Origin of the sequence: Streptomyces sp. NPDC047453 (assembly GCF_040643155.1) — a bacterium.
In the GTDB taxonomy this organism is placed as follows: domain Bacteria; phylum Actinomycetota; class Actinomycetes; order Streptomycetales; family Streptomycetaceae; genus Streptomyces.
Window position 1 is genome coordinate 22179 of record NZ_JBEYTS010000071.1, and the last position, 12297, is coordinate 34475.

Sequence of the window (12297 nt, forward strand, 5' to 3'; positions counted from 1 at the left end):
TTGTTGTGACGACAGTTGGAGCCTTGCGGTGGGAGCCTGGGTGTGTTCCTCCCACCGGGAGGCCGGATGGGCAAGCTGCAGAGGACGGGAGCCGTGTTGTGAGTACGTTCGTCTTGATCCACGGTGCCGGCGACGTCGGCTGGTACTGGCATCTGGTCGACGCGGAGCTTCGGGCGCGCGGGCACGGCGTGGTGGCTCCGGACCTTCCTGGCGACGATGACTCGCTGACGCTCGACGACTACGCCGACGCCGTGGTCGAGGCGGTCGGCGACCGCCGCAGTCTCGTGGTCGTGGGTCAGTCGTTCGGCGCGTTCACCGCCCCCCTGGTCGCCGTGCGCCGCCCGGTCGAGGCACTGATCCTGGTCGCCGGGATGGTCCCCGGGCCAGGCGAATCACCGGACCAGTGGTGGAGCAACACCGGCTACACCGAGGCCGTACGGCGCCAGGCCGCCCGGGACGGCGGCCTCACCGGCAGCGACGACCCTTACGTCGCGTTCTACCACGATGTACCCCGCGAACTCGCCGAGGAAGCAATGAGCAAGGAACGGGCGCACCCGTCGTCGGCTGCGTCAGCCCAGCTGTGGCCGCTCGACGCCTGGCCGGCCGTGCCGACCAAGTTCGTGCTGTGCACCGAAGACCGTCTGTTTCCTCCCGACTTCCTGCGCCGGCTCGTGCTGGAACGTCTCGGAGTGGCCCCGGACGAGATCGCCGCGAGCCACTGTGTCGCGCTCAGTCGCCCCGTCGAGTTGGCCGACATTCTGGCCGGTGCAGCCAAGAACTGACGCCATTTCCCCTCTCCCGCGTAGCCCTACAACCCCGCAGAATGACATCAGAACTCGCCGGTATCGATCACGTGGACGCTACCTGAGTGACTCCCGAACTCGTCGACAAACGACTCCCGAAGAAACAAGAGCCATGTCGCCGACTTCGGGGTGTGACTCGGAGCGGAAGACCCACCAGGGTCGGGCCGCCTGCGCGGGTGGCTACCCGATCCAAACGATGTCCAGGACGGACAGGTGCCGGGTGAGCCGATTGATCACGTAGACGACGGACAACTGTCCGACGGACGCGGCACGGACGTCCTCGCCCTCCGGATCGCCGGTGTTCCACTGGGGCCAGCCCCACGGGGAGCGCACCGCGATGTCCAGGACGTCGCGGACCGTCTCCTGCACGTGCTCGGGGAGCGCGGTGAGCATCTTCGCGGCCTGCGGGGACAGACGCACCACCCAGGCTTCACCGGTCACCGGCGGGCACCGAGGACGTCGGCCAGGTCCACGAAGCCGGTCTCATCCTGGCCGGAGTCCATGAAGGCGTCGACGGCCGGGGCCGCGGCGAGTCGGCCCTGCCAGGTGCGGACGACGTCGTGCAGGGGCGTGAGACTGTAGCTGTGGCGGGAGTCCTCCAGCGCCTTGGCCCAGTCCCGCTCGAAGGCCGGCACCCACGTGTCGGCGCGGCGGTCCTCGCGCAGCTGGGCAAGCAGCTGGGCGGCGGCAGCCGGAGCCGGCGGGGCGGGGACTTCCTCGGGCTGCGCACTCATCAGCACCTCCTAGCGGGTCGTATCGCCACCGTACGCGCGGTGCCGGGCGGCGGGAGCGGCCATGCCTGTTTTCCTTCCCCGTGCGAGCGCCGGTCGACGAACCACCGTCGCGCCCGGGTTCAAGGTCTCCGCGCGGCCCGCACCGTTCGACGTGTTTTCTTGACGTGCTCCCTGGCCTAAAGTCCAGGGATTCCGGCCTGGGTCGTCTGACCCTTCCGGGGGCTTCCTGCTTCAACGCGCTGTGCCGGGACTTTCGTCCTGGTCTTACCGGCGCTCCACGAGGCGTTTAGCGTCTCCGCCCGTCCGGCGGCGACGATGCGGCGTCCTTCGAAGAGGACGTTGCGGGCTGCGTTGTGGTCGCGGTCGTGCAGGGTGCCGCACTCGCCGCACGTCCACTTCCGCACGTGCAGGGGCTTGGGGCCGTCCCGGAATCCGCAGGCCGAGCAGACCTGAGAGGACGGGAAGGCCCGGTCCACCTTGGCGAAGGTGCGGCCGTGCTTGACCGCCTTGTACTCCAGCATACGGACGAACGCGGACCATCCCGCGTCGTGCACGGATTTGGCGAGCCGGGTACGGCCCAGACCGGACACCGCGAGGTCTTCCACGTACACCGCTTGGTTGTCGCGAATGATCTGCTGGATGCCTTGTGGTGCCAGTCCCGGCGCCGGTCGGTCACCCTGGCGTGCTGGCGTGCGACCTTGATGCGGGCCCTGGCCCGGTTCTTCGATCCCTTGGTTTTGCGGGACAGGCCCCGTCCAAGGCGCTTGAGCTTCTTTTCCGCCCGGCGCAGGAAGCGAGGGCTGTCGATCTTGCTGCCGTCGGACAGGACCGCGAAGGCGGACAGACCGAGGTCGATCCCGGATTCCGTCTCCAGCTCGGGGAGGATGTCCGGATCGGTGTCCACGACGAAGCTGAGGAAGTACCGGCCGGAGCTGTCTTTGGTGACGGTCAGGGACGTGGGTGCGGCCGGAAGCCGACGGGACCACTTGACCTTGAGATGGCCGACCTTGGCCAGGTACACCGTGCCGTCGCCCCGGAGACAGAAGGCGTTGGTGTTGACACGGATCGACTGCCGGGTGTCCTTCTTCGACTTGTAGCGGGAAGGGCCGACCTTGCGGCCCTGCCGCTTGCCCTTGATCGAGTCGAAGAAGTTCTTGTAGGCGGTGTCCAGGTCCCGCAGAGACTGCTGCAGGACGACCGCCGACACGTCGGCGAGCCAGGCACGTTCCTCGGTGCGCTTGGCCTGGGTGATGCGCAGCCGGGACAGATCCGCTGATTTCACATACGGCAGTCCTGCCGCGTGTGCTTCCTTCCGGTCCCGCAGGCAGTCGTTCCACACCACGCGGGCACACCCGAACGCACGCGCCAGCGCACGCCGCTGGGAGGCGTCCGGATAGGCCCGGTAGTTGTAACGGAACTGCACAACCAAGACGCTACTACGATCGGCCTCATGGCTGGGCCGAACGACTACAGGCGTGGCAGGCACGTTGTTTCGGCACTACCCGCCCAAGGTTGCCGTCTCGAAACTGGTCAGCAGCCTCAAGGGGCGTCTCCGCTCGCCGGATACGGCTCGGGGTACCTCCTGGCCGAAGGCTGAGGGAGAGTTCACGGCCAGACCAACCGCGCCATCATGCACGGACACCTGTGGTAACCCTCGTATTTCTCCACATCATGCCGCGGAGCACCATTGGCGATCCTCCGCCAGTACATCGAGCAGCAAAAACGCCCGCTCTAAGGTGCACGCCAGAGCAGCCTTGAGATGCATTCATCCCCGGCGTGAACGCCGGGGCTTTCGGCAAGAGTCCCGGTAACGGTGTCCTGCCTGGGTACCGGCGTACAACCAAGCGCGTTCCTCACGTGTCGTGATCGGCGGCGGCGAAGTCCCGCCGCCGATCACGACCGGAGGAACGTATGATCCGACCCAGAGGCACAACTGTCGCCATCGCCAGCGGCGTCGTGCTCGCCACCACGGGTGGCCTGCTCACCGCGGCCACTCCCGCCTCTGCCGCCGTGACCTGCGCGTCTCCCGTCTTCAAGCGGACGTTCTACGCGAACACCGCCTTCTCCGGGACTCCCAAGCGCACAGACTGCGATTCTGTGATCAACGAGAACTGGGGCACCCGCGCACCCGGCTACAAGGGCATGCCCGCCGACAACTTCGGCGTCCGCTGGTCCGTGACCCGTGACTTCGGCTCCGGCGGCCCCTTCACGTTCGCCGCCTCCTCCCGCGACGGCATCCGCGTCTACCTCGACGGCGTCCGCAAGGTCGACATGTGGAAGGACGTGTCCAAGACCGTCTCCAAGACCGTCAACGTGACCATCCCGAAGGGCAAGCACAGCCTTCGCGTCGACTTCGTCAACTGGAAGGGCGCGGCCAACGTCAAGTTCGCCTACACACCTCGTACTTCGGCGGCCGTCGACAAGGTCAAGCCCCTCGTCCCGGCCGGGGCCGCCGTCAACTACAGCACGAAGACCGCGTCCACGAAGGTCGGCTGGGCCAAGAACAAGGAGATGGACCTCGCCGGATACCGCGTGTACCGGCGCCTGAAGGACACCTCCTTCCCCACGAAGCCGATAGCCACCACGACGTCCACCTCGTACACCGACACGACCGTCCCGAAGGACGGCAACGTCTACTACTACGAGGTCCGTGCCTACGACAAGGCCGGCAATGTCTCGTCCGGCACCGCCGACCTCGGCATCACCACCGTCGACCGCACGGCTCCCGCCGCCCCGAAGGGCGTCGAGGACAACTGGGTCATGGGCTCCCCGGACACCATCACCCTCTATTGGCACAGCAACACGGAGCCCGACCTGGCCGGCTACCGCGTGTACCGCTCGACCTCCTCCCCGGTCGCACTCACCGCCGAGAACCGGCTGACCGGCGACAAGCTGTCGCCCGGCTACTACAGCGGGCCCCTGCCGCAGACCGGCGATATCTACCACTACGTCGTCACCGCCGTCGACACGCACGGCAACGAGTCGGCGCCCTCGGGCACGGCGGTGTACTACACCCGCGACCGGACGGGCCCGGTGGACACCGCCCTCAACCTGCGGGCCACGGAGAGCGAGGCGGGCGTCACCCTGACCTGGGACGCCTCCGAGCGGACCAGCGACGACTTCGCGGGCTACGCGATCTACCGATCGCGCCAGCCGCGCACCGCCCCGGGCGTGCGCGAGCGGGTCGGCCAGGGAGTGAAGGGCACCTCGTTCACCGACGCCGCCCCGCCGCCCGGCGTCACGTACTACTCGGTGGTCGCCCTGGACCACAACGGAAACGGAGGCACCCCCTCCGAAGAGGTCGTCATCACCGTAGTCGGCAACACGACCGCCCCTGCCGCGGTCACCGGCCTGGCCGCCGTCCCGAAGGAGAACGGCGTCACCCTCTCCTGGGACGCGAGCAGCGCGCCCGGCCTCGACCACTACCTCGTGCTGCGTGGCTCCCTCGTCGACGGGCAGTGGACGTACATCCCGGTGAAGAACCCCTTGGACTTCAAGCCATGGCGGGTCACGTCCACGACCTTCCACGACGCCGTACCCGCCGACGGGCAGCAGGTGCGCTACGGCGTCGTCGCCGTCGACCAGTACGGCAACCAGCTCACCCCGGACACCGGCGCGGCCGTCGTCGACGTCACCGAGCTGGACCTCCGCCCGACCGCCCCACCCGCGACCGGCGCTCCACTCGCCTACCTCAGCACCCACGCGAGCGGCTTGATCACCTGGGCCCTCTCCAGCGCCGAGCACGAGAACGGCAGTCCGGTCTCCGGCTTCGCCATCCACCGCTGGAACCCGCGGACCGGGACGTTCGACCTGATCGGCACCGAGCCCGAGGACGCCTCCAGCACCGGGCACTGGGTGGACGACACCCAGCCGGCCGCCACCACGGTGTACTACCGCGTCACGGTCCTCTACGCCGATGGCACCGAGTCCGGCGCGTCCGAGGCCGTCGCCGTGACCCGCTGAGCACCCGCGCCGAACACACCGGCCCGGGCGGCGGATGCCACGCGGGGGACTGGAAGCCGGACTTCCAGTCCCCCGCTTCACGCATCAGCGTTCGCCGTTCGCCGTTCGCCGTTCGCCTGCATCAATGCCGAATGGGTCTGCGACCAGCGCATCGGGCGACGAGGACGGCAGTGTGGTCAAACAGCCACGCGGTTCCTAGTGCTTCAGTTCGCGGCTGTCGCCAACTGAAGCACTCACAGACGCTTGCTCTCGGGTTGGCTGTCAGGCAGGTCCATTGCGTCGTGGCGCGCCTGCATGCGCGCGATGACGCGCTCCTGTCCCAGCCTCTTGGCCTGGCGGAGCTTGGCTTCGGCAACGAGCACGGGGACCCAGAACAACCAGCCCCACAGGCTGAAGTCCTGCACTCCACTCCACACCAGTGCCTTGTTCAGGCCGAACGATGCGACGAACGTCAGCACATACGCTTCGACCCGGTGCGCGAGAAGCAGGCGCAGCGGTGCGTTCCGGGCCCCCTGCAGCAGCTCAACCGCCGCGGCCAGTTCGGCGGCCCGGAGGTCTTCCCCTGTGTCCTCGCCGGACTCGCCACGAGCGGCTCGCCGCAGCGCGTCGGTGACCAGCACGCTCTGCTCCGCGAGGGCTGCCTGCTGAGCTTGCCCGCGAGCAGCGCCCGCGTTCAGGTCGTCCCAGTAACCCCGTCCGGCCCAGCCGGTCGCATCATCGACGCGCTCGCGTTCAGCTGACCCGGGCGGCGCCAGCTCTTCGATTCTTTCTTGCAGGACCACCGCACGGCGCGCTCTCTCCGGGTATTCGAAGGAGTCCGAGCGAAGGCACAGCTCCAAATACGACACCAGGAGCGCGAGGCCCTTCCGATACGCGGCCTCGGCCTCACGGTCATGGTCGTCCTCATCCTACGGGCACGTCCGCCAGGTTTTCAGGGGTGACGACGCGGAGGGCCAGCAACCCCACCGCACGAAGGTCCTCGTCGGCCGAGGCGGCGACGGGTCCGCCCAGCAGAGCCGATGCGAGGCCGTCGGATTCCCAGCCTCCGTAGGCGATGTGGGCGCTCGGCTGGTCGGTGAAGGGAGAGAAGTTCCCGGCACGGGCGATCTCCTCGACGAGGGAGTACTTGTACACCCACGCCAAGGAGGCGTCCATGGTGATCCACCGAGGGGAACTCTGCACGGCCAGTCCCGAGTCGAGCAGCGCGGCGCGGAGACGGCCGTCGACCTCGCCGCAATGAAGCTCGGCCAACGCCTGACCACCCTCGGTCCGCTGCCAGGGCGGAGTGGCTCTCAGCGACCACGGTCGGTACGGCCGTGAGTCCTGCCGACCCGGATGCTCGCCGCCAGACGAAAGGTCACGCGCATCCCCGGTCATCCGGTACCACCGACGCAGGGCAGGTTGGTACCGTTCGAGCAGGTCCAGGAAGGCGGGGGCCAGTTGCTGCGCGATCCGCATCGGGTCGACGGGTACGACGAAACCCAGCTCGTCGTTCAGGGCGCGCACCGTGGGCGAGTCGACGACGCTGTAACCACTGGGGACGATGCGGGCCAGCTTGGGCATGTACAGCGCGGCAGTCTTGATCCACTGCTCGTCTCGGACACGGACGTACGGGTAGTACAAGCCGACGCGCTCAAGCACAGCATCCCCCCAGCACGAGTCTGCGCCCATCTTCGCAGCGCCGAAGGCGGGACAGGCGTGAAACGGACAGATAGCGCGACCGAACGGCTCGGCACCCCACCTGTCAGCGATCACCGACCGACCCCACTGGAGCGTCAGGACGCGGGGCGCGGTGCTTCTTCCTGACGCCGTGTCTGCCGGTTTGGGAAGCAGTTGGTGATCTTGAGGTATCCCGGCTGCGGGCGACCCGGCCCGAGCGTTCAACTACCGGCCAGCACACTCGTACCATGAACTTGACGCTGGCTCAGTACCAACATCTCAGTCTTGGCACCGCAGCGGTACTTCACACGCGCACGCCCTTCTCCTCGTTCGGGCTCACCGTGGTGCAGCAGCTCTTCTGGACACGCTCCCGGGGGCGTCCTGTCATGCTTCCAGTCCCGCTTTTCCAACGTTAGAAGGCGCCCGCGCACGCCCTTCTCCTCGCCCGGGCTCGCCATGGTGCGGCCGCTCGCCCTTCTGGACACGCTCCCGGGGGCGTGCTGTCATGCTTCCAGTCCCACTTTTCCAACGTTAGAAGGCGCCGGCCCCGTCAGGTCACCGTGCCGCGCGGGGACTCGGCGCTCACTCACCACCGGCCGAGCAGTCAGGCAGCCGGCACCAGCCGCCCGGCCGTACCGCTGAGACGCAGTGACAGGAGGAGTCGTGAGACGAAAAAAGCGATGGCACGCCCTAGGTCCGGGTCGCCGGCGACGGCGCGTACTGGCGGCGGCGGCAGCGGCCGTGGGCCTCGTCGGCGCGCTGTTCGCGGGCCCCGCCGTGGCCAGCCCCGAAAGCGGCTCCGGCGCGGCCGCCCAAGGCTGGACGCCCAAGGCGCCCCCGCTCAAGACTCCGTGGACCGACCAGGTCGGCCCGGACAACGCCCACCCGGAGTATCCACGGCCGCAGTTGACGCGCAAGCAGTGGCAGAACCTCAACGGCGTCTGGCAGTTCGCCGGTGCCCAGGACGGCGACGCGCCGCCCTTCGGCAAGGACCTGGACGAGCGCATCCTCGTGCCGTACCCGGTGGAGTCCGCGCTGTCCGGCATCAAGCGCCACGAGGACCGGATGTGGTACCGCAGGACCTTCACCGTCCCGCGCAACTGGACGGCCGAGCCCGGCCAGCGGCTCCTCATGCACTTCCAGGCCGTGGACTACGACACCAAGGTCTGGGTCAACGGCCGTCTCGTCGCCACCCACCGCGGCGGCTACGACGCGTTCACCGCGGACGTCACCGACGCGCTGAAGGGCACCGGCCCGCAGGAGGTCGTGGTCGGTGTCACCGACCAGACGGACAAGACCTGGCAGCCGGTCGGCAAGCAGCGCAACGCGCCCGACCGCGGTATCTTCTACACCTCCAGCTCCGGCATCTGGCAGACGGTCTGGATGGAGCCGGTCTCCACCGGCCATATAGACGCGCTGCGCACCACGCCGGACATCGACACCGGCACCCTCTTGGTGACACCGCGCGTCACAGGCGCCGACGGCATGACCGTGCAGGCCACGGCGTACGACGGCGACGGCGCGGTGGGCACCGTCACCGGCCCGGCCGGCTCGACGCTGAAGCTGCCCGTCACGCACGCCAAGCTGTGGAGCCCCGACTCGCCGTTCCTGTACGACCTGCGGGTCCGGCTGCTGCGCGGCGGCAAGCCGGTCGACGACGTGGGCTCGTACTTCGGGATGCGCGAGATCGGCACCGCCAAGGGATCCGACGGCAGGATGCACATCACGCTCAACGGCAAGCAGACATTCCTGATGTCCACGCTCGACCAGGGCTTCTGGCCGGACGGCATCCATACCGCGCCGACCGACGCCGGGCTGAAGTTCGACCTGGCCGAGCACAAGCGGCTCGGCTTCAACACCGTCCGCAAGCACATCAAGGTCGAGCCCGACCGCTGGTACTACTGGGCGGACAAGCTCGGCCTGATGGTGTGGCAGGACATGCCGTCGATGAAGGTCGACTTCTCCAAGTCCCGGACCGAGAACACCCCGCCCGAGGACGCCCGCCAGGAGTTCGAACGGCAGCTCCGCACCATGGTCGACCAGCACGACAGCTGGACGTCGATCATCGGCTGGATCCCGTTCAACGAGGGCTGGGGCGAATGGAGCCGCGAGGCCACCGGCCGGATCGCCGACGACGTGGCCAAGCAGGATCCGAGCCGACTGGTCAACGCCCACTCCGGGGTCAACTGCTGCAATTCGCTGGGCGACTCCGGCAAGGGCGACGTCGTGGACTTCCACCAGTACGTCGGGCCTGCCTCGCCCGTACCCGAGGGGCGGCGCGTGGCCATCGACGGTGAGCACGGCGGCTTCGGCCTCCAGGTCCCGGGCCACATGTGGTTCGAAAACGGCCACGCGTACGAGATGGAGCCGGACTCGGCGACGCTGACCCGGCGCTACGTCGAGAACCAGCGCGACCTGCTCACGGCAGCCCAGCAGTGCGGCGTCTCCGGCGGCATCTACACCCAGTTCACCGATGTCGAGCACGAGGTCAACGGCTTCTTCACCTACGACCGGCAAGTGAAGAAGATGGACTTCGACCAGGTGCGGGACATCAACGAGAAGGTGATCAAGGGTGCCGACGGCTCCGCACCGCCGCTGGAGTACCCGCCCGGCACGCCCGGCCTGACGGGCACTGCCGCCTGGTCCATGGACGAGGGCAGCGGCACGGTCGCCATGGACGACGTCGGCGACCACGACCTGACTTTGCGTCAGGGCGCCACGTGGGGCACCGGCACCTCGGGTGCGGACCTGCAGTTCGACGGCGTCGCCGGCCACGCCGAGACGGCAGGACCCGTCCTCGACACCTCGGGCAACTTCACGGTGTCGGCGTGGGTCAAGCTGGACCGGCTGGACGGCTGGCGCACGGCGGTCGGCCAGGACGGGAAGGTCCAGTCGGCGTTCTTCCTACAGAAGACCGGTGACACGAACAAGTTCTCCTTCAGCACCAGCGGCGGGCGCGCCCTGTCGACGTTCTCCCCGCAGACCGGCCGGTGGTACCACCTGGTGGGCGTGCGCAACGCGGAGACGGGTGAGCACTCGCTGTACGTCGACGGCGTGAAGCAGGGCTCGTTCAATCAGTGCCTGAACCCGAAGTCCGACGGCCCGCTCTCGGTCGGCCGCGCCCGCTTCAACAGCGGCAAGGTCGACTTCTGGCCGGGCGGCGTGGACCAGGTGCGCGTCTGGGACCGGGCGCTCAGCAGCCACGAGATCTCCCGGTTGTACGCCTCGGGCAAGTAGCCGAGGGAGAGCATCCGCGGGGCCGGGCGGCGCCGTGCCGCCCGGCCCTCGCGCGTCCTGGAGCTGCCCGGCCCCAGTCGATGAAAATTATTGACGCCTGCGACAGGCGCCCCAAAGAGAGTGATGCACGGTTTGGTGAGGCGCTGTCACGTTGTTGGGTGTGTGAGTGTCTGATGGCGCCGTCGGGGCGTGATGGGCTTGTGCTTCGGGCCTGGGGTCAGACCGTGGTGGACTGGCCGGCAGCGCCGGTGATCTGGTCCCAGAGGGCGAAGCGGACGGTCATCTCTTCGAGGGTGTCCGGTCATGCCGTGGAAGGTGGACTGGCGGTCGTCGCTGAGGTAAGGACGGCGTAGCGGGCGCGTGATCTGTCGGACAATGGTCTGGTGTGGATGTTCCGAGAAGGGATGTCCTTGGGCCGGGGTCCAGACGAGAATCCCGGCCCGATTGCGGCGGGCCGGGATTCTGTGTTGTGCGCCTGGTCGGAGGGCGTCGGCCCGATTACGGCGGGCCGGGGTTCTCCAGCATGCGCATCACGCGGTTGCTGATTTTAGTCTTCGTCGAATCCGCCGAATTCGCCGAATTCGCCGCCCTCGCCCTTCTCGTGGTGGCGCTTGATGACGCGGAAGCTGCCGACGACTCCGTTCTTGACCTTGACGCCGTCCTCCATCTCCTCGTGGTGCTTCTTGTGGTGCTCGCCCTTCTCGTGCTCGCCCTTCTCGTCCTCGTCCTCGTCCTTGACCTTGCCCGGGCGGACGTTGTTGGCCTCGCTGCGGGGGCCGACGGTGGCGATGGGGGCGCCGTTGTCGCAGGTGACGCCGCGGAAGAACTCGACGGTCCGCTTGCTGTCGTTGCGGATGTTGAAGCTCTTGGAGCCCAGACCGCTCACTACGGTGATGCAGCCGTCGGGCACGGCGGAGAACGACCGCTCGTTGATGAAGATCCGGCCGATCTCGCGGTGGTGGCGCTTGCCCTTGAAGCCCTCGCCGCGCTCGCCGCCTTCGCCGCGTTCGCCGCCTTCGCCGCCGCGGCCGCCGCCGCCCTCGTTGCCCTTGCCCTGTCCGCCCTCGCCGCCCAGCGGGGCGTAGGCGGGAGCGGGGGCCTGCTTGACGACAGCCGGGGCCGTCTGGGGTGCGGTGGCGGCGGTGGCGTAGGTGATGCCGGTCGCGGTCAGTGCCGCAGCGGCCGCGAGGGCCGCGGGGATTGCGTGGGAACGGTTCATGATCATGTCGCTTGTTCTCCTTCTGAGACGGAGAGAGAAACACCCGCTGTGGCAGCCGGTGCGTGATTGAACGTACTAACACCCCCCATTGCTGTCATATCGAGCAAATCGTGATCTCCGGCTTTGTGGGGCTGATCGGGTATGTGGAGGTCCTTTACGCCGCTCCGAAAGAGAGCTGAATGACCGTCAAAAATACCCCTCAGCTTGGAGATTGAATGACAATTAGCCCTTGCGGGTGATCTTCTGACGTCGGCTCACCCGTTGTGACGTTGGGTCGCCGGGAAGTGTCGGCGAGTCGCTGCTTGACATGTGGTCTGTCATAGGTTCCAAGGAGGCCACGTGAACGGTGGCTGTCCGACGAACGCGGCACGGTCGCCAGGACCTCGCCGTCCTGCTGCTGGGCTTCGCCCTCGCCGCCCGCTGTTCCAAACTGCGGCTGCTGGACTGGACCGACCTCGAGGTCGAGGAGGGCCTGGCCGTCGAGGTCTGGCGGCCAAAGGTCAACCATGAGGGCCCGCTCGGCGTGCCCTACGGCTCCAAGCCGGCCACCTGCCCCGTCCGCGGTCCGCGGTCCGCGCCTGGTGCCAGTGCCTGATCGAGCACGGCCGCCAGCCGGTCGGTCCCCTGTTCGTGCGCATCGACCGGCACGGCCGCATCGCCCACCCGATGCACCGGCACGGCC

At 68.1% G+C, this 12297-nt stretch carries 9 protein-coding genes and 2 pseudogenes; 5 read left to right on the plus strand and 6 right to left on the minus strand.

Annotated elements, in window-relative coordinates:
* Window positions 1-98 precede the first annotated feature (98 nt).
* A complete protein-coding gene (locus ABZ818_RS35140) occupies window positions 99-782 on the plus strand; it encodes an alpha/beta hydrolase (protein ID WP_361423957.1) in 684 nt (227 codons plus the stop codon).
* Window positions 783-983: 201 nt separating this feature from the next.
* Here ABZ818_RS35140 and ABZ818_RS35145 read toward each other — a convergent pair whose 3' ends face one another.
* From ABZ818_RS35145 to ABZ818_RS35155, 3 genes and pseudogenes are all read right to left on the minus strand, one after another.
* Window positions 984-1244 carry a hypothetical protein gene (locus ABZ818_RS35145; RefSeq protein WP_361423960.1) on the minus strand — a complete coding sequence of 87 codons (261 nt, stop codon included), beginning with the start codon at window positions 1242-1244 and terminating at the stop codon, window positions 984-986.
* Entirely contained in the window at window positions 1241-1537 is a 297-nt protein-coding gene (locus ABZ818_RS35150; RefSeq protein WP_361423963.1) for a DUF6247 family protein, read from the minus strand. The genes ABZ818_RS35145 and ABZ818_RS35150 overlap by 4 nt, the downstream gene beginning before the upstream one ends.
* Window positions 1538-1713: 176 nt before the next feature.
* Window positions 1714-2960, minus strand: a pseudogene (locus ABZ818_RS35155) (RNA-guided endonuclease TnpB family protein).
* 76 nt (window positions 2961-3036) lie between these two features.
* Here ABZ818_RS35155 and ABZ818_RS35160 point away from each other — a divergent pair.
* Both ABZ818_RS35160 and ABZ818_RS35165 read left to right on the plus strand, forming a co-directional pair.
* Window positions 3037-3272 (plus strand): annotated as a pseudogene (locus ABZ818_RS35160) (transposase); the annotation flags it as partial.
* A gap of 176 nt (window positions 3273-3448) precedes the next feature.
* Complete coding sequence (locus ABZ818_RS35165; RefSeq protein WP_361423966.1) at window positions 3449-5500, plus strand: PA14 domain-containing protein; 2052 nt, start codon at window positions 3449-3451, stop codon at window positions 5498-5500.
* 233 nt (window positions 5501-5733) lie between these two features.
* Here the strand turns inward: ABZ818_RS35165 and ABZ818_RS35170 are convergent, their stop codons facing one another.
* Window positions 5734-6282 carry a hypothetical protein gene (locus ABZ818_RS35170; protein WP_361423969.1) on the minus strand — a complete coding sequence of 183 codons (549 nt, stop codon included), beginning with the start codon at window positions 6280-6282 and terminating at the stop codon, window positions 5734-5736.
* Between the two features lie 121 nt (window positions 6283-6403).
* Window positions 6404-7141, minus strand: coding sequence for a DUF6236 family protein (locus ABZ818_RS35175; RefSeq protein WP_361423972.1), 738 nt, complete (start codon window positions 7139-7141; stop codon window positions 6404-6406).
* A 681-nt stretch (window positions 7142-7822) separates the two neighbouring features.
* Between ABZ818_RS35175 and ABZ818_RS35180 the strand changes: the two genes are divergently transcribed.
* On the plus strand, window positions 7823-10396 hold the full coding sequence (locus ABZ818_RS35180; RefSeq protein ID WP_361423974.1) for a LamG-like jellyroll fold domain-containing protein: 2574 nt from the start codon (window positions 7823-7825) through the stop codon (window positions 10394-10396).
* A gap of 547 nt (window positions 10397-10943) precedes the next feature.
* Here the strand turns inward: ABZ818_RS35180 and ABZ818_RS35185 are convergent.
* Window positions 10944-11621: a hypothetical protein gene (locus tag ABZ818_RS35185; RefSeq protein WP_361423977.1), complete on the minus strand. Its 678-nt coding sequence runs from the start codon at window positions 11619-11621 to the stop codon at window positions 10944-10946.
* 340 nt (window positions 11622-11961) lie between these two features.
* On the opposite strand from ABZ818_RS35185, the gene ABZ818_RS35190 reads away from it, so the two are divergent.
* Window positions 11962-12210: a hypothetical protein gene (locus ABZ818_RS35190; RefSeq protein ID WP_361423980.1), complete on the plus strand. Its 249-nt coding sequence runs from the start codon at window positions 11962-11964 to the stop codon at window positions 12208-12210.
* Window positions 12211-12297 lie beyond the last annotated feature (87 nt).